A 22,175-nucleotide genomic window follows, 5' to 3' on the forward strand; every position below is an offset into this window, starting at 1 on the left:
TTATTACTTGCTCGTCAAGGCAATCAGTGAATCACCATGGTTGACTTGGCCATCCGCTACCCGCTTAACGGCAGCGTACTTGTTCGTGTTGGTGATTACGACCATTACCGTGGTATCGTAACCAGCCTTTTTTACGGCATCCAGGTCAATCGTACCCAGCTTGTCGCCACGCTTGACTTTCTGTCCTTGTTCAACAAAGCTTTCAAAGTGCTGGCCCTTCAAGTTGACCGTATCCAGACCAATGTGAATCAGCACTTCAGCGCCATCTTTGGAGGTTAAGCCGTATGCGTGCTTGGTTGCATAGGCAACGGTGATTTCACCATCAACCGGTGCGTAAATCGTACCGTCGCTTGGCACAACCGCGGCACCGTCCCCCATCATCTTCTGGGAGAACACTTCATCTTTAACCTGTGACAGGTCTTCAGCTTGACCAGCAACTGGGCTGACAACCGTTTCACTGGCCGTCGTCTTTTCCGGCTTGCTTGCCTGATCTAAGGACTTTGCGGATTCGCTAGCCTGGGCAACGGCATCCGCAGCGCCAGCGGATTCAGCAACCGGGTTGACTAAATCATTGTGTGACTTGCCATAGAAGTAGGTAACCAGGAAGGCCACCACGAATGAAACCAGTTCACAAAGCAGGTAGAACGGAATGCACTTGGCATAAATAGAAATGAATCCGATGAAACCGGCAGATCCCATTGAGGCCGCAACCACGTGCAGCAGTCCGGCCAATGTTGAGGCCACACAGGAACCAACTAACGCACAGAAGAATGGGAACTTCAGCTTCAGGTTAACCCCGAAGATGGCTGGTTCAGTGATTCCTAACAGTGCGGAGATGGCTGATGAGCTGGACAAAGCCTTCATCTTCTTGTTCTTCGTCAGGAAGTAAACGGCCGTCGTTGCGGCACCTTGCGCCACGTTAGCCATGGAAGCAACAACGAAGATAAAGTCACCAGCACCCTTGCCGGCTTTGAAGGCAGTTACCAGTTGGGTTTCGATAGCTGGGAAGCTTTGGTGCAGACCGGTCAAAACGATTGGTGAGTAAACCGCACCGAAGATCCCAGTACCAATGAAGCCTAACGTATCGTACAACCAAACAATCCCGTTCGTCAGCAGGTCAGACAGTTCCTTCATCACCGGGCCCACAATGACGAAGGTCAGGAAACCGGTAATCAGGACTGACAGCAGTGGCGTAAAGGTGAAGTCAACTGCTTGTGGCAAGTGCTTGTGGAACCATTTTTCAAAGATGGACAAGATCCAAACCGCGGCCAAAGCAGGAATAACTTGGTTGACGTAGGACTGGATGTGAATCTGTAAACCGAAAATGTTCCAGAAGCCACCCTTTGCCAGGGCTGGTGCAGTCATCATCATCCCAACAACGGCACCCAGGAATTGGTTGGCACCAAACCGCTTAGCAGCCGAAATGCCGACCAGAATTGGCAGGAACACATATGGGGCCGCGGACATTACGTTAACCATGCCCTCGATACCCTTCAAAGCCGGCATCATCTGAATGACTGACTTTGGGCCGAACAGGTTTTGGGCCGTTAAGACGTTGTCCAAAGCCATTAAAAGACCACCAGCGACCAGGGCTGGAATCAACGGAACGAAGATGTCGGACAGCAGCTTGATGAAGGCCATCACTGGGTTGGTCTTCTGGTTCTTAGCTGCAATCTGCTTCAAGTCTTGCGTTGAGACCTGCTTCAACCCGGTTTGGGCAATCATCTCATCATAAACATTGTTAACATCGCCGGGGCCGATGATGATTTGGTATTGGCCATTTGTCTTAAACGTCCCCTTTATATCGTCATCTTGGTCCAAAAGTTTTTGGTTAACTGCCTTCTCGTCTTTCAATACCAGCCGCAAACGCGTGGCACAGTGAGCGGCAGCCACAATATTATTTTTGCCAACTGCTTTGATAACAGTGGTGGCAACCCTCTTGTGATCCATTGTGATTCCTCCTCAATTGATAAACGATGTAAGCGCTTTTTACGTTGTATATCATACCTCTCCGGAAATTATTGTCAAGCGTTTATCAATTATTTTTAAACTTTTATTGTCTGAGGATGGAAGGCTTTAATCCTGGGCGATTCTCAATACGCAGGCGCCATCCAAATCACCCTGCTTAACCCGCTTCAAGGCCTCATCCGCCTTAGCAAATGGGTATTCGGTGATGGTCGGCTGGATGTTCAACCGGTCAGCCAGCGTCAAGAACTCTTCACCGTCACGCCGGGTATTGGATTCCACACTGGTCAAGTTCTTTTCGTGGAAGAGGTGGTCGGAATAGGACATGCTCGGGACGTCACTCAAGTGGATGCCGGCCAATGCCAAAGTGCCTCCAGGAGCCAGGTTGGTCAACGCGTTGGGTACCATCTGACCAGCTGGAGCAAACATGATGCCTGAATCCAGCGGTACGGGTGACTTGTCGTAGGCGCCTTGGGCAGAGGCACAGCCCAGTTTGAGCGCAAACTTCTGTGCATCCTTGCCCCGGGTGAAGACGTGGACTTCGATCCCTTCTTTAATGGCCAACATAGCCGTCAGGTGCGCTGAGCCACCGAAGCCGTACAGGCCTAGACGACCACCAGCTGGCACGTTGGCCCGTAAGAATGAACGGTAGCCAATGATTCCGGCACACAATAACGGAGCGGCAACCAACGAATCGAAGCGGTCTGGGATCACATAGGCAAAGCCCTCCGGAACCGTGACGTATTCGGCATAGCCGCCGTCGTGATCCCAACCGGTGTACTTGGAATATGGACACAAGTTTTCACGACCGGACCGGCAGAAGCGGCAGACCCCGCATGCGTGACGGAACCACGGAATCCCAATCCGTTGGCCATCCTTAAAGCGCCGGGTGTTGGGCCCTTGCTTAACGACTTCACCGATAATTTCGTGGCCGGGAGTGACGTGCTCCTTGTGGACGGGCAGGTCGCCTTCAGTCACGTGCAGGTCGGTGTGACAGACCCCACAAGCTAAAATCCGCACCAGGACTTCACCTGCTTGTGGTTCTGGCACCGGCTTCTCAACCAGTTGCAAAGGACAGGGGTCACTGTCAATCGGAGCTGGCTTGGTGACTTCCCAGGCCTTCATTGTTGATGGAATTGCCGTCATATGATCGTCTCCTTAAAAATTGTTGTCTCCTTTATTGTAGTCATTTTTGGGGGCTTGTGAAATGATAATCAATCTCAGGCAGAAAGTTTTGACAGCCATGAAAATGCCCAATAGAATGATGGTAACTTGAGTATTCAAAACAAAAGGAGACGTCAATCATGGATTGGACTCGTGAAATGCGCTATCGTCCCTATAAGGATTACAGTGCCCTAGATCTGCTGAAACTACAAAGACAGGCTGGCAGTTCGCCGGCACAGCTGCATTATCATATCCACCCTGCTTCGGGTCTGCTGAACGATCCCAATGGTTTTTCTTACTTTAATCACGAATGGCATGTGAGTTACCAAAACTTCCCGTTCGGGGCTGCCCATGGTTTAAAGTCCTGGATGCACATGTCCTCCAATGATCTGGTCCACTGGCAGGAACGGGGAATGGTCTTAACGCCGGACAACCAGTATGACAGCCACGGCGCCTATTCCGGTTCGGCACTGGCCCAAGGCGACCGGCTCTTCCTGATGTACACCGGTAACCACCGCGACAAAGATTGGGTGCGGACCCCCTACCAACTTGGTGCCTGGATGGACAAGGACGGTCATGTTGAAAAGTTAGCCAAGCCGCTGATTGAAAAGCCGGCCAAGTTTTCCGAGCACTTCCGCGATCCGCAAATCATGGAAAAAGACGGCCACTATTACGCCATCTTGGGTGCCCAGACGGCCGAAGGTGAAGCTGGGCACATCGACCTATGGACAAGCGACCAACTGGAGAGCGGTTGGCATGAAGTCGGTCTGGTCCAGATGAGTCAATACCAGATGGGCTACATGATTGAATGCCCTAACCTGGTCTTTGTGGACGGTTACGCCGTAATGATCTTCTGCCCGCAAGGCTTGAACAAGCAGGTCAGTTCATACCAAAACGTGTACCCGAACATGTACCTGATTGGTGACGGCTTCAACTTCGATCACGCGGAACTGGTTAACAGCAGTGACAAGCCGCTCAACCTGGACTGCGGCTTCGATGTCTACGCCAGCCAAGCCTTCAACGCTCCTGATGGGCACGCATATGCGATCAGCTGGGTCGGCCTGCCTGACACTACCTACCCTACCGATGATGAAAACTGGGCCAACTGCCTGAGCCAGGTCAAGGAGCTCCACGTTAAGGACGGCAAGCTCTACCAGCAGCCAGTCAGTGCAATGAGAACCTTGAGAGTGGACGCCAAGCGCTACGACTTTGCCGGCACCCTGCCGATGATTCCGGAACCCGACACTCAGCAATATGAGTTATCCATCACGATCGCAAAGGATCAAGAAGGCAGCCTCAATCTCTTGGGCAGCCAGGATAATCATCACGCACTGAAATTGAACTTCGATACCAAGAAGGGCCAGTTGACGATCGACCGTGGTCAAGTCGGCCAGCCAGTTGCTACCGATCATGGCACGACGCGGACTATTGATCTAACCGCCAGCCACGATCTGGAGCTGCAAATCTTCATCGATCATTCCTTAGCCGAGATCTTCATCAACGGTGGTGCCCAGGTTGCCACCCTGCGTTACTTCGCCGATCAAAACAACAATCGAATCTACTTCAACCAGCCAACCAAGGCCCAAGGTAGCTTGTGGCCATTAAGCAACATGTAATTACGCTTTAAGGAGGGTTTGCCGTGTCAGAACCAGTCGCCAGTCAAAACTGGCATGACGCTATTCGTTTCGTAATCGACCGTTCTTTACCCGATCCTGATTTTGCTGTTGTTAATTTTCACCAGTCCCGTTCCAGTGAGAGTCTGTACGTCAACCTGCTGGCTTGCGGACGCCTCTATCAGTTACGCTATGCCTTCCATGATCACGACGACCACAATCCCACGTTGCAGTCGTTCAACCTGCGTGCGTATCCGCATGACCGCTTGCTCATCCGCGATACCAAGCGCTTCTTGAAGAACAACCATGGTGGCAGTGAATTAACCTACTTCCACTTTGCGGCCTTGACCCTCGTCGAAAAGCTGACCCAAGAAAACCCGAGTCCCTTGTTGAACAAGGACGACTGCTTCTTCTTGGACGGCCAGGTTGCTGCCGACCACCTGCAGGCCGAATTGGACTTCCTCCTGCAACACCAGCTGTTGCTGTGTCGCTTCAAGACCGGTGAAGTGTTCTTGTCGCAAAGTGGACAGAAACTATTGGATTTTTACTGGGACGTTGCCGATTCGCACCTCGACGAACAGGTGTGGGATGAAAACCCACGGATCGCCAGTCCGGCCCGGCTGCTCGAACTTCTTGCTTAAGACAAACAAATCCCCTCAGCATCAACTGAGGGGATTTGTTTTTTACTTGTTCTTTTCTTTTTGCTGGGGCGCATGCACATGCATATGAATCTGATTGTGGCGGCTATGAATAAACTTGTCTTCTTGAGCAAAGATGTTTAGCGCATCAAAGAAGTTGACGTACAATCCACGTTTAAACCGTTGCCACTTAGTCTTTTTCTTCATTCCATCACCCCGCTAGTTGTTGAACCTAGTCTAACACATGCCGCTTTTCGGAAACGGTGTAGTAGATCCAGGCAACGACACCGAAGAGAACTGGGCCTAAAGCCGTCCAGAAGGCAGTTGAGTATTGTCCTTCCAGCATTGGTTCAACACAGGTGAAGACGATACCAATTGCGATCACCAGCCAAACGACGATGGAGACAATCCAGGTCCAGGTCATGCTCTTGTAGAAGACGAATGGCCGATCCAGGTCCTTCTTCATCTTGAAGTAAGGAAAGGCACCGACTAGGAACAGGTATGGTGCGGATGACGAAACATTCATCATATCAGTCAGGATGGTGTAGAACTGGTTAGCGGCGTCACCACCAAAGGAAATGAAGAAGATAATGATGCTGACAATGGCGGCTTGAATCCACATAGCGAAGGCCGGCATATTGTGCTTGTTCATCTTCGTCAGCTTCTTTGGTAAGAGCCGTGGGTCACAGCCCTCGATGAAGGACTTGATTGGTGAGTAGACCATAACGAAGGCGGCACCCAGACCACCAAAGACGTCACTCAGCGCCGTAATCTGGGAGAAGACCTTACCAAGCATGACTGCGCCGGCGTGGCTCATGCCGAACTTGGTACCAACCGTCAACCCCATGTTGTTGATCAATACATATTCAACGTTGGCCAGGTTAACATTCTTCTTGCCCAGGATGCTGGACCAGTTAGCACTGACCCCACACAGGAAGATGGACAAAACGTAGAGCAAAGTCATGATGATCATGGCCCAGATCAAAGCCTTCGGGAAGGTCTTTTCCGGCTTGTCAACTGAGTCAATGACCCCGGCCATCGTTTCTAGACCACCGTAAGCAAACAATGCATACACAATGAACGAAATAATCGCAATCGGCGTCTGGAAGTCATGGTTTGGTGACTTGATCAGGTTCATCGCCGTAACGGGTTCGGCCAAGGCCCCATGGTTCATTACCCACAGGACTAAGCTGGCCAGGATGAACAAGGCCGCAATCCCCAGGGTGAACACACCACAAACGGAGGAAATTTCCGCGATCTTGTTGATCCCCTTGGAGGCAATGGCGGTAACCACGATCAGGAAGACAATTTCCAGGATCCCCAAAGTCTGGTTAGCCGATAAGGAGAACAGGTGCCAGGTTTGGGTCTTGTCTTCACCGGAAATCATCGTGGAAACGGAAACCAGGAAGAACTGCGTGGATGAAACCAGCCACACAACCCAGGCAGCCAGATAAAGGTACCAATGAAGGCCGGCTTTTCACCGATCGACCCCCGCAGCCAGGAGAAGATGCCCCCTTTTGCGGCTTTAAATGATGCACCATATTCGGCGAACATCAATGCAGACGGCAGGAAGAACAATACCGCCGTGACAATGTACCAAATGATACTGGCATAGCCCATTTGGTAGAAGGCAGTCAGTGAATTACTGAATCCAAAAATTGATGAGAAAATCATCAAGACTAGGCTGCCTAACCCAATCTTCTTTACTGTTTCACTCATAATGTGACCTCTTTTGAAATAAATTAGTTATAATTATACACCTTATATGCGTTTTGGGTGGATATAATTTCAATTTCTGAGCAAGAACCTAACCTAAAGGGACATAATAGACAAAATCGCCGGCTTGCACGCATGCAAGTCGACGATTTTAATAATGCTTATCTGATTACTTATTTGGGTTGGTTGGGCTGACCCGGCTTTTTCGGTGCTGGCGTCTGCATGTCCTTGCCCAAGACGATGCTCAACATGTCATTCGTCTGCCGGAATTGCTCAGAGAAGTTGCCTGGCACATTTAGGACAACAGTGATCAAGCGGCGTTTATTGAAGACCCCGGTCCCCACGAAGCAGTTACCGGCTTTATCGGTTGTCCCGGTCTTCAAACCATCGATTTCGCCCTCTTTTGGTGCATTGCCGCTGCCTGGCAGCATGTAGTTCAGGTTATGCATCAGGAAGGAATGGCTGTCATCGATCTTGAACTCAACCGTCTTCTGCTTGGTGATGTTCAGTGTCTCTGGGTAATGGTTAACCGTGTAACGGGCAATCTTAGCCATGTCGATCGCGGAGAATTGACTTTCCGCCGACTTGGAGACACCCTTCAGACGGTGGCTGCGCATCTCGCCGTTGGAGATCCCAATCATGTTGTAGATCTTGGCATCGTGAACACCGGCCTTCTTGGCGACCGCATACATCTTCTTGTTGAAAGCCTTGGTGCTGCCTGCCGAAGCAAAGGCCAGCGCCTCGGCACTCCCATCCGCGGAAACGATCATCATCGAATTGACCAGGTCACGGACAGTGTACTTGTGGCCCGCCTTCAGCTCAACGTTGCTGAAGTGCCAGTCGGTCGACGTTTTAGCGACGGCCTTGCTGATCTTGATCTTCTGGTCCCAATGCATCTTACCCTTGGCAATATCTTGTTCAATCACTGCCAAAGTCAAGATTTTCACGCAGGAAGCGACTGGGTAACGTTTCTTGGCGTTTTGCTGATATAGAATTTTTCCTGTCTTGGCGTCCATGGTAACGGCCGCCCTTGCCTTAACGTGTTTCGCCTGATCGGCTGCGACTTGATTCCCAATGGCCGACCAGCTGCCAAAGGCCATCCCGACTGCCAATAGGACTAAGCCGACATGCAGGCATAATCTCATAATTTTTTTCATTTTTAACTTTCTCCCTTAGCGGATTAACTAACATCACTCATGATACAGCAAATCACTGTTCAATAGTTGATTGCAAAGAGAATTTAAACTGACATTAGGTAAATGACGGCCTGCGACAGGGAGAAGACACAGGTTGCCAAGCAGATCGCCGCCAAAAGATCTGACAGGTAGTGGACGTTTAAGACCAAACGACTCAGCGCAATCAACAGCCCAAGAAGGATGATCAACAGTCTTAGCCAAGGGTTGGCGAAAATGGTCAGCAACATTAACGCCATCACGGTTGCCCCCAAAACATGGCCGCTGGGAAAGCTGTAATGAGCCCTACCCGCGGATGGTCGTGATCGTCTTACCAGATGTTTGAGGAGGATCCCCAGGCTGTCGGCCACCGCCAGAGTTAACACGACCCAAACGGCTTGTGCAAACCGCCCTTGCCAGCACAGGCCAACTGCCAGTAAGACGTCATAGCCCGCCATCAGGAGTGGATCGGTCACGCGTGCCAGTAGCCGCCAACCGGCTTGCCAGCGTTGATTGGGCTGAATATCGATGCGGTCCCAGTTAGCCAGCGGTCGGCTCGTCACGTAACGACACAGGACGCCCAGCAAGACTGCCGTAACAATTGCAAGTAAGCACCACCAAACCATCAGGGATCCCCTCCTTTCCTTCACGAATACAAAAAAGCAGCGCCGGTCCGCGTTGCTTCAAAAATCAAATTAATGCCGCATGCCTTCAAAGTTCTTGGAAACCACGACGATCAAGACGGTCGCAATGATCCCAAAGACGGCCCCGACGTTACCAACGTTGTTCAGGCTGGAGAAACGAACTGTCTCCGCTGCCGCCAGCGAACCCAAGGAAATCCCAATGTTGGCGAAGATCGAGTTGATCGAGGACGCCAAATCCAGCGACTGCGGGTATTCCTTCTCCGCAATCTCCAAAAACATCAGCTGGGTGGAAGCACCGTAACTGGCAAAGGTCACACACAGAATGGCAACGACGCTGATGGCCACCCACTTGTAGGAGAACGACGGCCGCATCAAGAACATCAAGACCGTCATCAGGATGTAGATATATGGCAGACGGTGGACACCGCCATTGTCCGCCAAGAAGCCCCCGAACTTGTTACCAATCAGGAAGAAGACCCCCATCATCAACAGGAGCCAGTTCAGCCAGGTATCATTGAAGCCCATCAAATCGGAAATCAGCGGCCGAATGTAGGTGTACATGGTGTAGTCGGCCGCACACACGGTCACCACAAACATAGCCCCAGCCAGGACCCGCTTGTCTTTGAACAGGGAGAATTGCGAGCTCAGCCGGCCCTGCACTTGTGGCGTGTCTTTGGGTACCAGCCATAGGAGCGCAGCAAAGACGGCGATTGTAAGGACCGTGATGATCCAGAAACTGTCATGCCAAGTCAGCTTTTGACTGATCATGGTTCCTAGTGGCACACCGACAACGGAAGCCAGACTGAAGCCGGCGAAAACCCATGATACCAGGCTGGCCCGTTTCTCCGGCGGCGCAATGAAGTTGGCCAGGACCAAGACGATGGAGATGATTGCCCCAGCAACCGTCGCCGTCAGCATCCGCGATAGCAGTAATGACGTGTAGTTCGTCGCCATTGCCGTCCAGGTGTTGCCGATGAAGAAAACCACCATCAGCGTCAAGAGGACCTTGTGCCGCTTCCACCGGTTCCCCAAGGAGGTAACAACCGGGGTGAAGAAGGCATAGATCAACGCAAACATCGTGACCAGATAACCCAAAGAGGCTAAGGAGCTGTGGTATTCACTCGCAATATCGGGCAGGACCCCGACAATCATGTACTCGTTGCAGCCCAACATGAAGGCCACGAAGACAAATAAGATTGATTGCAAACGATATCTTGTCATTTTCGTCACTCTCACCGGCCGGTCCCCTGTTCCGACCCTGGTGTCCTTTCTTCTAAAATTTTACAGCCATACCAGTGTAAAAGATATGCTCAACAATTGCCAGTGAAAAAACAAAAATCGCCAGCATTCGGCTATCCAAACGCTGACGAATTGTCGTTATCAAGTTAATTTAAGGTGATTACTGGTTATCCTTACCCCACAAGAAGTCAATCAGGAGCTTGTCCACCTGCTTGTTGCTGTGCAGCTTGCTGTGTTGTGCACGCCGTCCGTGAATGACCACTTGGCGGTATGACTTGGCCCGGTTGTTGATCAGGTATTTCAGTGAAAAGGCTGAATCAACCGGAATCTCGCTATCCGAGTGGCTGCCATCGTCCAAGTCACCGGCGATGTTCAGGACCCGAGCGCTTTGCGGATAACTGTCCCGCAACGGCAATAACTTCTTGTAGTTCTTTTCCATAATGAACGGCTTCCCGTCTTGCGCCAACTTGGTCTTCTTGTTCCAACCGAAGCCGAGACCACCATCAAAGTGGCCCGCAATGGCAACGTGGTGTTCCAAAGTTGGCAGTGAATGGTTGTCCGCGTTTTGCAGCAGGTAGAAGACGATCGCCAGGTTACCCATGGAGTGGCCAACCAGGTTCATCTTCTTGATGCCAAACTTCTTGCTGACCGTCTGAATGGCTGACTTGGCGTAACGGCCGTCCTGCTCATAATCGCCGTTCTTGTTGTCGGCAAAGTTGACCTCGACGATCGGGTTCTTGGACTTCTTCGTGATCTTACCTGAAATGGTCGTCTTACCGTGCTTATCAACATTGGCCTTGATGATCGTATCGGTTGCACCAGCGCGCTTGGCAGCGTTGGCCATGTGTTCTTCGGCATGCGAGCTGCTGCCCCAGCCATGGAAGAAGAAGGTCGTTGTCTGATTGTTAACATATTTTGCGGCGGCTGCTTTCTCTTGATGAACGTGCCAAATACCACCGCCTAATGCCAAACCAACGGCGACCAATGCAACACCAGTCCATAAATGTTTGTGTTTCATAAAGCATCCTCCCTGTGTTTACGTTTGTAATTATGCTAGCATTGTAGCAGGAAAATTAATTAATGAGAAATATTTATTTCACATCACTAATCATGCTCAAAAGGCATAGAAGGGCGATTCACAATGCACTTAGTCGTAACCAAAGCTGCCAGTCAGTGGCTGATCAAAGAATTGGATCTCAAGGACGGCGATGGGGTTAAGTTCTTCCCCAAGGATGAAACAGTTCCGGTCAAGCATGGTCCTAAGCAAGGCTATGCCAAAGATAACGAACCCGACCGGCCCATTTTAGAGATCAAGCAGGACGGCATCAATTACCACATCAACTTTGCCGACGACTGGTTCTTCTCCAGCCGCACCACAACCGTTGACTACCAGCCGGATAAGGGTCTCTTCTTCACCTTTACCGCCGACCCGGACACCGTTGCCGGCGCCTCGGTCAACTATGAACGTTACCTCATGTAGATAATTAATTAAAATTCAATTTGACTTTCTCATCGTTTTATAATATATTGTTAGCAATGAAGCAAAACTTGACGAGAGAGTAAGCCGATGATTTCAGGCACAGAGAACCGCGGTTGATGAGAAGCGGCCCGTAAGCGTCGGCTGAAGATGGCTCGTCATGATGGAACTGGCGATATTCAGCCAGTTACGGTCGTGCCCGTTACCGCACAGCACTATTCATTTTGAGCAGTGACTGAGGGTTTGGCTGCGAAACCAGACCGAAAACGGGTGGTAACACGAATTAACGTCCCGGGGATCCTAGCGATCCTCGGGATTTTTTTATTGATCGGAGGTAATCACATGACTGAAGAAGCAAACGCATTAAAGAAGTATGCAGATGAACACTGGCAAGACTTTAGCGACCTCTGGCGTTTTAAGACCATTGCCGCTCAGCATTTGGGCATCAAGGAAACCAGTGACTGGCTGCTACAAACATTCAAACAGCTGGGCGCCAAAAAGGTCGAACTCTGGACCGACCAAGGCGGCAACCCGGTGGTCTTCGCTGAATTCACCGGCAACAGCGACCAAACTGTCCTCTTCTATAACCACTATGACACCCAACCGGCCGACCCTGTTGACCAGTGGGACAGCGATCCCTTCGAACCGACTGTGCGTGACGGCAAAATCTTCGTTCGCGGGGCTGAAGACGACAAGGGCGAATTGCTTTTCCGCCTCGTCTTATTGAAATACTATCAAGAACACGGCGGCCTCCCCGTCAACGCCAAGTTCTACGTGGAAGGCGAAGAAGAAATCGGCAGCAGCCACGTGGTTAAATACACCCAGGCCCACCGCGATCAATTGGCCGCCGACGCCGTGATCTGGGAAGGTGGCGCCAAAAATGCGGCCGGTCAGTTAAGCATCACCGGCGGCCTGCGGGGTATTGCCTGCCTGAAGCTTTCCGTGGCCACCGCCAACGCCGACCTCCACTCATCCCTGGCCTCCTACGCCGAATCCGCACCATGGCGGCTGGTCAAAGCATTGAACAGCCTGCGTTCAGATAGTAATAACCACATCCGCGTCGAGGGAATCTATGATGACGTGACCCCGTTGACCGATGAAGAGCAGAAATTAGTCGCTAAGCTCTCCTTTGATCCCCAGCTGATCAGCAAAAACGCTGGCCTGACCCGACCCCTCTTGAGCCAGCAGCCCCTGGTTGACCTCGCCAACGAACCGACCATCAACATTGAAGGCATCACCGCCGGCTACCAAGAGGAAGGTGTCAAGACGGTCACACCACGTTATGCATCCGCCAAACTCGACTTCCGTCTGGCCCCTAGCCAGGACCCTACCCGCGTCCGTGGCTTAGTTCAAAAACAGTTGGCTGCCAACGGTTTTCCCGACATCAAAGTTGAATACTTAGTTGGTCAACCCGGCTTCCGCAGCGACGTCAACCATCCCTTCGTCAAGCTGGTTTGCGACACGGCACAGGAAGTCTACGTAAAAGATGGCTACGAATACGTGCTGAATTCCTATGGTGCCGGCCCGGCGTATGCGTTTGGCCGCCTTCTGAAACTGCCCGTCCTGAGCATTGGCCTGGGTTATGCCGGCGCCCACGTCCATGGGGCCAACGAAAACATCCGCTTGGCCGATGCCTACCAGGCGCTTGAACACCTGGACCTGGTCCTGCACCGCTTCGCCTAAAGAACGGCTAGATACAAAAGGAGCGCACCAAAGTCATCAATGACTTCGGCCACGCTCCTTTTTTATTAATGTTGGTCGGCGATCCGGGTGAAGTTGCTCGAAACGTCTTTATTAGCGGTTGGATGGCAATGCGGTTCACCGTCGCGGCTCTGATCCACCAAGGCCACCGGATGACCATTGTGGAAGGCAAAGAAGTAGGTGATCCGGTTCGGTAGCGGCGGTTTGGTCCCGTCATAGTTGTAGATGGCAACGACATTGTAGTCATAATCACCCTTACCGGATGGTGCCCAGCCAATCGTGCCGCCGCCCTCAACGACTTCACGGCTCAAATCAGCCGGGTAGTTCAAACCAACGGACGAGTGCAGTGGCGTGTGGCCATCGTACTTCTTGTAGCTTTGGCCCATGGTTGGCGCCCAGCTTCGCATGAAATCGGCCAGTTTTTCGTCCTTCCTGTCGTTCCATAAGGCAGTATCCTTCTGCATTTCACCCTGCTTGTTGGCGGATGAATCCTTGCCCTGGTCCTCAGATACCGTTTTGGCGTTCTTCGCCGAATACTGGCTGTTCTTGGCCGAAGAGGATGACTGCTTCTGTCCGCAGGCACCCAAAGTTAATAACAAGGCCAAGGATGCAACCACCGTTATCAATTTTTTCATTTACCTAATCCTCCCTTACTGACACCCGTCGATTATATCATCTAATCCACAGTTGTTTAGTCCAGTCAGATAGCTTGCAGTAAACAGCGCCTTGTTTTATATTACTCATGACAGTCGGGGCAGGAATGACAGAGTTATTGTCCAACGGAACGGAATGTGAACGTTGGAAGGAGGCGATGGCCGCTTTGTCATCCCGCATTCACCGCAGCAGACTCAGCATGCAGCTCCCGACAAGTTTATCTTATTAGGAGGCAAGGACTATGTCTGTACTCACGTTTTCAGGGCCCCGCTTGACCACCAGGCGGCTTACCCTGGCCGCAATGCTCTGCGGTCTGCAAGTAATTCTCGGTAAAATGGCGATTGGTGACCCTTCGTTGTTAAAGGTCGGCCTGGGCTTCATCGCGACCGCCCTCATCGGCTACTGTTTAGGCCCGTGGATCGGTGGCGGCGTGATGATCGTCAACGATATCATCAGCAACACCATCCTCAATACCGGGAACATGTTTTTCCCTGGTTTTACTCTTTCCGCCTTCATTTCGGGCGTCTTAGCCGGGATGTTTCTTTATGGTCAAACCGTCAGCTGGCAACGGATCTTCTGTTACGAATTTGTGCAGATCCTGGTCAGCAACGTCCTGCTCACGACCTTATGGATCTACATCATGTCATTGAGCGCCGGCAGCAATAGTCGGACCTTCAATGCACTGTTGATGTTGCGGCTGCCCAAGGAGGTCATTTCCTGGCCCATCCAGTCGTTGATCATTCTGCTGGTCTTAAGGGCCTTCAGTAAAACCAATCTGACACAACGCTTATAAACAACAATGGGGTGCGCCTTTCAAGAGCCGCACCCCATTTTATTATTCGTGTTTGAACTCTTCGCGGTTGGTCCGGAAGAATTGACTGATGATCAATGCCACTGACAGGATGGCGAAACAAGTGAGGAAACCGGACTGAATCCCAATTTCCGACGTGCCCAGATGATGCTCGTGGTCAATCAGGTTGACGACCGCCACGACAAAGGCCATCCCGAAGCTGGCGGCCACCTGCCGGGTAGTGGAGAAGGTGGCCACGCCATCAGGCAGCTCTTCTTTCGGCAGGATTGCCAGTGCTTCGGTCTGTAACGGGATCAACATGGAAACAATGCCAACTTGGCGCACCCATTGCCAGGTTGCCGCAAAAACGGCCCCGCTGTGGACACCGACAAACGCCTGCATTGCCGTCCCAAACATGTCAACCAACAGACCGAAAGTGACCATCGCCCGGATTGGAATCTTATCAAACAGACGTCCGCTCCATGGCGACAGGATCCCGGTCGAGATGGCCCCCGGCAAGATGACCAAGCCGGAAATGAAGGGGCTCTCGCCCATGACGTTTTGAATCAAGAGCGGCAGCAAGATCGTGTTTCCATACATGGTTGAGACCAGCAAGCAGTTGACAACGATGGCGATCGTAAACTGCTTGTAGGTGAAGATCCGCAAGTTGATGAAAGGATGGTCGCTGTGCCACTGGGTAACACCGAAAATGACCAGGAAGAAGAGACCCACCAGCATGGATCCGGCAACGGCCCAGGACAAGAACTTGGCCGTCCCTAAGTTAGAGAAGCTGTTCAACAGGAACCACATCCCCAAAGACGAAGTGATCAAACCGGTCGTGTTGAACTGCGGGTAATCACCGACTTTCAGCCCCGGCATGAAGAAGAAGGACAACAGCAAGGTGATCAAGATAAACGGCAAGACCAAGAGGAAGAGGTAGCGCCAGCTGAAGAAGTCCAGAATCAAACCGGCAACGGACGGGCCAATGATGGGCGAAAAGTTGAAAGCCAGGCCGACAATCCCCATGACCTGCCCTTGGTGACCAACGCTGGCATACTTCATCGCCATGACGTTGACCAGCGGCATCATGATTCCGGAGCCGATCGCCTGTACCATCCGTCCAGCAACGATCAGGTGAAAGGTCGGGGCCAGTGCACCCATGATGGTTCCTAAACCGAAAATGGCCGTAAACGAAATGAAGAGCCAACGGTAGGAGTAGCGCTTGATCAGGTAGGCCGAGACTGGGATCATCAGCGCGTTGACCAGCATGTAACCGTTGCTGACCCACTGCACCTGTGATGACGAAATGTGGAATGCCTGCATAAAGGTCGGCAGAGCAATGTTCATCATGGTGGAACACATGATCCCAAAGAAGGTCCCCAAGATCATGATGCCTAAGACTAGTTTTTGTTTCCGTGTCATTTCTTCCCTATTTCCTCCACTCAATAATGTGCTTATTATAGACCTCAATTGAGCAATTAAAAGCGGTCCTGGCCTATTTTCAACTTAATAAAATGAGGAAGATGTGCGCAATTATGAGAGTCGGCACCCTCTGAAGGCTATGAAAATAAGTATTACCATCTTTTTTATGAAATTAATAGATTTTTTGCTTATTTTCTGAGATTTTTTCTAATAATGGTGCTACAATACGAAACCAAAGCCAGATAGCGAGCTACTCACAAGAAGCTACCTGTCTTTACCTCAACGAAACTCAACCTTTAGTCATGTCCGGATGAGTTTCCATATCTCATTTCTAACTAGGGACTTGCCAGCTGGCGGGTCCTTTTTTGATGCCAAAACACCCATCGCACAACGCTGTGCAATGGGTGTTTCATTTTATTGATGCAAACCAAGTTCAACCAGCTTGTGAACACATTGCCGCATGGTCTGAATGTCCAAAACGCCGGTAGCAAAGCCCTTCTGAACCAACTCGTCCGGCAGGTACTTGTCGTATTTGTCGAAATCTGGCACTTCGCCATCAAAGACCAAGTCAAGCGGATCGAAGTCCTTATCCGCCTCTTCGGCCAGGATCTGATAAAACTCTTTTTCGCCAACGTCCATGGAGAACTCCATGAAGTATGGGCGCACCGAATTGAAGCCGCGCAGGCCCAGTCGTTTGGCGCACTTCAGCCGTAACAGGCGTTCCAGAGCCAGGAAGGCATAAGTCCCGGTCCATGGGAAGAGGCACCACATCTTGCCGCCCAAGTTGATCAGCGGCTTCTCCAACATGCCGCTGGCTTGAGCCGTTGCGCGGGCATCCCGCAGGCGGGCGGTCGCGTTCTTCATCAAGTATGGGTAGTCTTGGCTTTCAACTAAGACCTTACGCATCCGCTCCAGGATCCGCGGGTGAATATCGCCGGGCACATCACCAAAGTAGGCTGGCACCCGCCCCTTAACTTGGTGGGCGTAAACCTGGTGGTGCTTGCGGTCAACATCTTCGACGACCCAGACCCGGCCGGCAATGGCGATCTTGTCCCCAACCGGCGGCGGTTTAACGATGGTCCCTAGTTCTTCGGATCCGGAATGGACACTGTATTCTTCGTTTTCGGCAAAGACCGCATAGAACTTAAAGTTGTTGGTAACCCGTTCACCGGCCAATCCTACGATCAGGCCGCCATTCTCGGTCCGTTCCAGTTGGTCAGTCTTCAAAAGGTGGCGGAGCAAAACCTTGTAGTCATCCGCGGTGATGTTGTGGAAGTAGGACAAGGTCAGAACCTTAGAGGCCAGTTCAGCAGGAGTCATTTCACCACCCGCGGCCAACGTGCTCATGGTCTGGTGGTAGAGCAGGCTGTAGGGACGCCGGCCAGTCCGCGGCGGTTCCACAAATCGGTCTTCCAGATACAGCTGAATGATGGCAATCCCCTGAATCAGCGGCCAGGGGATCAATTCCGGCAGCATGGCCCGTGATTCGGGGTGCTCTTCCCGCATGACCAGCCACATTTCCGGCGGGTTGCCCCGACGACCGGTCCGCCCCAGCCGTTGCAAGAAGCCGGTGACGGTAAACGGCGCGTCGATCTGAAAGGCCCGTTCCAAGCGGCCAATGTCGATCCCTAATTCCAGGGTGGCCGTGGCACAGGTCGTCATCATCGAATCCTCGTCCTTCATGGCTTCCTCGGCGGTCTGACGAAAGGCCGTCGACAGGTTGCCGTGGTGGATCATGAAGCGGTCGGGTTCGTGATTAGCCTCGCAGTAGGAACGCAGGGCCTGACAGACGGCCTCGCACTCCTCCCGGCTATTGGTAAAGACCAAACACTTCTTGCCGCGCGTGTGTTCAAAAATGTAGGCCAAGCCGGGATCCGCCATCTGGGGCGCTTTGTCCGTCTTGGGCCCCAACATCGGCTGCACGGTCTTCGTGATGTTGGCGTTGTCACCCGCTTGCACCGGGTCCTTGTAGAAGTGCTCCATCGACAGGCGCCAGACCTCATGGGTGTCCTTGACCTTGGGCACCAGCGTTTTACGACCGCTACCGGCTGACAGGAATTTACCAGCCGCCGTGGGATCGCCAATCGTAGCAGACAAGCCGATTCGCCGGGGACGACAACCGGCCACCCGGGCCAAACGCTGGATCAGGCAGAAGGTTTGCCCGCCCCGGTCGCTCCGTAAGAACGAGTGCACTTCGTCAATCACAATGAAGCGGAGGTCGCCAAAGAGGCTGGGAATGTCCATGTGCTTGTTGATCATCAAGGACTCCAGTGATTCCGGCGTGATCTGCAGGACACCACGCGGTTTACGCAGCAGCTTGCGTTTTTGCGACTGGGCCACGTCACCATGCCAGCGGGTCACCGGAATGTGGGGCTCCCGACACAGTTCACAGAGCCGACCGTATTGATCGTTAATCAACGCCTTCAAAGGTGCGATGTACAAGCAGCCGACCGAATCCGCGGGGTGCTCGTCCAACAAGGTGAGGATCGGGAAAAAGGCAGCTTCCGTCTTGCCAGAGGCAGTGGGTGCCGAAAGCAGGACGTTGTCATCACTATTGAAAATGGCTTCACCAGCGGCCTGCTGGATGCCCCGCAGCGATTGCCAGCCTTGTGAGTAGATGTAGTCTTGGATAAACGGCGCATACCGTGAGAAGACATCCATGTGCTCCCCTCCTAAATCTCAAATTCAGCGAATTGATCGTCACTCTTGTTCGATACCGCGTCGGACTGCGAGTAGTTGAATTGGTCCGACTTCAACAGTTTTTCAACCTTGGTGTCTGGGTGTTGCCACAGGATATCCAGCAATTCGATGAAGTCCCGGATAACCTCCCGTGGTGTGATGTTGGAACTGGCTCCGATCCGGCCATACTCAATCTTGATGAAGGTGGCCAAGTCGTCCTCGGTAATCTTGCGCTGGTAGCCGTAGAGTTGGGCATGCATGTTGGCCAGCTTTTCGGTCAGGACCAACATTTCCTCGGCCGTGAGTGGTTCCAGCTTGATCACCGGCGCATACATGTCCTGGGCGCCTTCCTGGGCAAACTTTCCTTGGGCCAACCGTGAACGCAGAGCCTCGTATGAATAGACGCCACGCCGCCGGTCCTCAATGGCTTGCGGCGTGCCGCACATGATGATTCCCAAGTACTTGGCCTTGCCTTGCAGCGTGTCGTTGTACATGGTCAGAATCTTTTCGTAGTTGTACTGGCGGCTGATGCTGTTCGGAATCTTGGAAATGTTGACCAATTCATCGATCATAATCATCATGCCTTGGTAGCCCGCCTGTCTGAAGAAGGCCGCGAAGAGCTTCAAGTACTCGTACCAGTCGTCATCGTTAATGATGATGTTCACGCCAAGTTCCTTCTTGGCATCCGTCTTACGGTCGTACTCACCCCGGAACCACTTGATGACTTTGGCCTTGGTCTCGTCATCACCGGTCACGTAGGCGTGGTAGTACATGTTGAGCAGCTTGGCAAAGTCGAAACCATGGACCAGTTCGTTTAAGGACGTGATTACCTTGTAGATCTCCTTGTCGACTGCCCCTTCAAAGGCCGGGTCGTCTGGAGAGAGGTTTTGCTTGGTGGCTACCTGGCTTTGGACGGAACTAATCCAGCGGTCCAAGACCAATGGCAAAGCCCCGCCTTCCGGACGCGTCTTGGTCGACAGATTCTGGACCAGTTCCCGGTAGGTGGCCAGGCCCTTGCCGTCGCCACCATGCAGCCGGCGTTCTGGCGACAGGTCCCCGTCAACAACAACAAAGCCCCGGTCCATCACGTAGTTGCGGATGGTCTGCAGAAGGAAACTCTTCCCGGATCCGTAGCGGCCCATGATGAAGCGGAAGGACGCCCCACCTTGGCTGATAATGTCGACATCGTGAAGCAGGGCCGCGATCTCGTCCTTACGACCAACCGTGATGTAAGGGAGGCCGATCCGCGGCACCACGCCACCTTTTAGGGAATTCAGCACGGTTTGTGCAATTCGTTTCGGTACCCGTTTAGCTTTGGGCATTTGATTCACCTGCTTTCAAGATTTCTTCTAAGTCTGGGCGATAATCGTCAACGATCGCTGGTTGACCCTGATCATTGAATTCAATGACCGTATCGCCGATTTCATCCATCATCTTATCATTAATTGAGTCGGCTAAAATGCTGGCCATCAAGTGGTGGCTGCGCACATAGTCCTGCCAGGGCTGGCCCTTCAACAAGTGCGTCAAGAAGTACTGCTCATCCGCCGACAAGTTCAATTGACTGTCCTCATCGTCATCCGCCAGCGATGGTGTCAGATCAACTGACGGCTGTTCGACCGACTCTTCATTAACTGGCTCTTCGTCTAGCGGTTCTTGACTGGCAGCCGGCGTTGGCTCCACCGCTGATTGACTGGCCGCGTTAACCGTTTCCTCTGCTTCGGCGGCCCGTTCCTCTTCGGTCAACAGGCTTTCTTTAGTTTCGCTGGCATCGTCACGGATCTTTTGCAAGTGGGCGTGACTGAGATCCAGCTTCGGTCGCCGGGCAATGATTCGTTCTTCGCGGTACTGCTTCAATGCCTGCTTGATCGCCGCCAACTCATAGTCTGGCACTTCTTGTGGCTTCAACGGCCGACCCGCGTGCGTTGCCTGCCGGATTAGGCGGTCAATCTCGTGGAGCAGGTGGTTGATCTTCTGCCGCCGCCCCTTGACTGGGGTGAAGGACTGCCGCCGCCAGCGTCCCCACTGGCAAACATACTTGCGGACGGGGTCGATTGCATATTCGTCGGTCCGTACCTTCTGCCGGTCATAGAACACGGCGTTGCCAAACAGACGAACCTGGACTTCACCGCGCCAGCCGAGCAGGTTCTGAATGATGTTCACCTGGGTCTGCTTTAGGAGGTCGTTCCAGGTCAACTGGACAATCCGGTACACGGCATCCGGTCGGTCCTTCATCAACGGGCACTTCTCCAAATGATAGGAAGCCAGTGATGACAAGGCCTGATATACAACATCGTCTTTGTCATCTCTGGGCGCCTGCAAAACTTCGTAGGCATGGTCAACCTTCATGTCGTCACCGAATTCAGCCTGCCGTTCCTCTTCGCCCATCTGGTAATAGACCACGTAGTCCTTACGCCACTGAGCCACGTATTTCAGCATCTGCTCATCCGCATAGTTGGCATACTGCTGGGAAAACGCCGCCAGCTTCTGGTAGCCGTCTTCAGTCGAGGACACGCCAATCTGGTTCAAGAGCTCATACAAATAGACGTAAACAAAGGACGTCGGCGCCTTCTCGATCTTGCCCTGACGAAATTTCGTCCGCCAGGTGAAGTAGCCACGCAACTGGCCGATGCTCATATCGTGATAGGTCGGGTAGAAATGGCGAAAGTCGCCAAGGTATTCGTAATCATCGGTATAGTCGGCCATGAGCTGCCCTTGCGCATAGAAGTTCTGGTTGCGCCCTTCCAATGGCGGCAAGGTGTAGTCGTACTTGCTGCGCATCTTCTTGATTGCGGCCGGAATCTCTGGGTGCTGGATCTGCTGCCGATGGGTTGGCTTGGGTAAGGGCCGGTCAGTGTAGCCATCGTCATCCTTGGCAAACGGCGCTACCTTGATCAGGTGTTCTTGTTCTGCGACCACCTGCGTCTTCCGTGCCCGGTCAAAGGCATGGTCCAGCGCCTGTTTGACCTGGTCAACTGGGGTCTGGTCATCCAACTTCACGCTGACCCAAGAACCAGTCGCCATCCGGGTCGGGGCGTTGAAGATCCCCTGCTGGCGTAGCTTGGTCGCCCCGTCGCCGTAATTGATCTCCAAGAAGTTCTGCCGCCGATCTTCGGTGAGGTGGGTCACATCAGGATTGCGGCTGATGAGGAGGGCAAACCACTTGCCGGTGACCGGACAGATCAGCACACAGTCATCCGGGAAGCGGCGCCACTTGTACTGGCCATCCACGCCGTATTGGTCTTTGACGTAACGCAAGACCTGCATCCGATCCATGATTGCACCTCCCTCACCAGAATGTTTG

General features: G+C 52.5%; 17 protein-coding genes, 1 pseudogene and 1 riboswitch. Of the genes and pseudogenes, 5 read left to right on the top strand and 13 right to left on the bottom strand.

Features of this window, described 5'->3' with window-relative positions; translation table 11 throughout:
• Positions 1-3: 3 nt before the first annotated feature.
• Positions 4-1,950, bottom strand: a complete 1,947-nt coding sequence (locus IV45_RS06015; RefSeq protein ID WP_057741565.1) for a sucrose-specific PTS transporter subunit IIBC — start codon at positions 1,948-1,950, stop codon at positions 4-6.
• A gap of 126 nt (positions 1,951-2,076) precedes the next feature.
• Entirely contained in the window at positions 2,077-3,111 is a 1,035-nt protein-coding gene (locus tag IV45_RS06020; RefSeq protein WP_057741567.1) for a zinc-dependent alcohol dehydrogenase family protein, read from the bottom strand.
• Between the two features lie 158 nt (positions 3,112-3,269).
• On the opposite strand from IV45_RS06020, the gene IV45_RS06025 reads away from it, so the two are divergent.
• Both IV45_RS06025 and IV45_RS06030 read left to right on the top strand, forming a co-directional pair.
• Complete coding sequence (locus IV45_RS06025; RefSeq protein ID WP_057741569.1) at positions 3,270-4,745, top strand: sucrose-6-phosphate hydrolase; 1,476 nt, start codon at positions 3,270-3,272, stop codon at positions 4,743-4,745.
• Positions 4,746-4,768: 23 nt separating this feature from the next.
• Complete coding sequence (locus tag IV45_RS06030; RefSeq protein WP_057741571.1) at positions 4,769-5,383, top strand: hypothetical protein; 615 nt, start codon at positions 4,769-4,771, stop codon at positions 5,381-5,383.
• A gap of 42 nt (positions 5,384-5,425) precedes the next feature.
• On the opposite strand, the gene IV45_RS07960 is transcribed toward IV45_RS06030, so the two are convergent.
• The 6 genes and pseudogenes from IV45_RS07960 to IV45_RS06055 all read right to left on the bottom strand — a co-directional run bounded on the left by IV45_RS07960 (position 5,426) and on the right by IV45_RS06055 (position 11,169).
• Positions 5,426-5,587: a hypothetical protein gene (locus IV45_RS07960; protein ID WP_169790375.1), complete on the bottom strand. Its 162-nt coding sequence runs from the start codon at positions 5,585-5,587 to the stop codon at positions 5,426-5,428.
• Between the two features lie 25 nt (positions 5,588-5,612).
• Positions 5,613-7,099: pseudogene (yjeM, locus tag IV45_RS06035) on the bottom strand (glutamate/gamma-aminobutyrate family transporter YjeM).
• A 170-nt stretch (positions 7,100-7,269) separates the two neighbouring features.
• Positions 7,270-8,253, bottom strand: a complete 984-nt coding sequence (locus IV45_RS06040; RefSeq protein WP_057741572.1) for a D-alanyl-D-alanine carboxypeptidase family protein — start codon at positions 8,251-8,253, stop codon at positions 7,270-7,272.
• A gap of 83 nt (positions 8,254-8,336) precedes the next feature.
• Complete coding sequence (locus IV45_RS06045) at positions 8,337-8,894, bottom strand: phosphatase PAP2 family protein (protein WP_057741574.1); 558 nt, start codon at positions 8,892-8,894, stop codon at positions 8,337-8,339.
• Positions 8,895-8,963: 69 nt separating this feature from the next.
• The gene (locus tag IV45_RS06050; RefSeq protein WP_057741576.1) at positions 8,964-10,133 is read right to left on the bottom strand and encodes an MFS transporter; all 1,170 of its coding nucleotides are present in this window, start codon (positions 10,131-10,133) and stop codon (positions 8,964-8,966) included.
• Positions 10,134-10,311: 178 nt separating this feature from the next.
• On the bottom strand, positions 10,312-11,169 hold the full coding sequence (locus tag IV45_RS06055; protein WP_057741578.1) for an alpha/beta hydrolase: 858 nt from the start codon (positions 11,167-11,169) through the stop codon (positions 10,312-10,314).
• Positions 11,170-11,292: 123 nt separating this feature from the next.
• Between IV45_RS06055 and IV45_RS06060 the strand changes: the two genes are divergently transcribed.
• Positions 11,293-11,631: a HesB/YadR/YfhF family protein gene (locus IV45_RS06060; RefSeq protein WP_057741580.1), complete on the top strand. Its 339-nt coding sequence runs from the start codon at positions 11,293-11,295 to the stop codon at positions 11,629-11,631.
• 339 nt (positions 11,632-11,970) lie between these two features.
• Entirely contained in the window at positions 11,971-13,311 is a 1,341-nt protein-coding gene (locus tag IV45_RS06065; protein ID WP_057741582.1) for a M20/M25/M40 family metallo-hydrolase, read from the top strand.
• A gap of 65 nt (positions 13,312-13,376) precedes the next feature.
• On the opposite strand, the gene IV45_RS06070 is transcribed toward IV45_RS06065, so the two are convergent.
• Positions 13,377-13,964 (bottom strand): DUF4767 domain-containing protein, encoded by a 588-nt coding sequence (locus tag IV45_RS06070; protein WP_057741583.1) that lies wholly within the window; start codon positions 13,962-13,964, stop codon positions 13,377-13,379.
• A 113-nt stretch (positions 13,965-14,077) separates the two neighbouring features.
• A riboswitch (THF riboswitch) is annotated at positions 14,078-14,171 on the top strand.
• A 53-nt stretch (positions 14,172-14,224) separates the two neighbouring features.
• Here IV45_RS06070 and IV45_RS06075 point away from each other — a divergent pair.
• Positions 14,225-14,776 (top strand): folate family ECF transporter S component, encoded by a 552-nt coding sequence (locus tag IV45_RS06075; RefSeq protein ID WP_057741586.1) that lies wholly within the window; start codon positions 14,225-14,227, stop codon positions 14,774-14,776.
• Between the two features lie 42 nt (positions 14,777-14,818).
• Here the strand turns inward: IV45_RS06075 and IV45_RS06080 are convergent, their stop codons facing one another.
• From IV45_RS06080 to IV45_RS06095, 4 genes are all read right to left on the bottom strand, one after another.
• Positions 14,819-16,195, bottom strand: a complete 1,377-nt coding sequence (locus IV45_RS06080) for a DHA2 family efflux MFS transporter permease subunit (RefSeq protein WP_057741588.1) — start codon at positions 16,193-16,195, stop codon at positions 14,819-14,821.
• A gap of 414 nt (positions 16,196-16,609) precedes the next feature.
• Positions 16,610-18,856 (bottom strand): DEAD/DEAH box helicase, encoded by a 2,247-nt coding sequence (locus tag IV45_RS06085; protein ID WP_057741590.1) that lies wholly within the window; start codon positions 18,854-18,856, stop codon positions 16,610-16,612.
• A gap of 11 nt (positions 18,857-18,867) precedes the next feature.
• Positions 18,868-20,196 (bottom strand): ATP-binding protein, encoded by a 1,329-nt coding sequence (locus tag IV45_RS06090; protein ID WP_057741592.1) that lies wholly within the window; start codon positions 20,194-20,196, stop codon positions 18,868-18,870.
• Positions 20,183-22,147 carry a TerB N-terminal domain-containing protein gene (locus IV45_RS06095; RefSeq protein ID WP_057741593.1) on the bottom strand — a complete coding sequence of 655 codons (1,965 nt, stop codon included), beginning with the start codon at positions 22,145-22,147 and terminating at the stop codon, positions 20,183-20,185. The genes IV45_RS06090 and IV45_RS06095 overlap by 14 nt, the downstream gene beginning before the upstream one ends.
• Positions 22,148-22,175: the final 28 nt, after the last annotated feature.

This window comes from Limosilactobacillus secaliphilus, from assembly GCF_001437055.1.
Classification (GTDB): domain Bacteria; phylum Bacillota; class Bacilli; order Lactobacillales; family Lactobacillaceae; genus Limosilactobacillus; species Limosilactobacillus secaliphilus.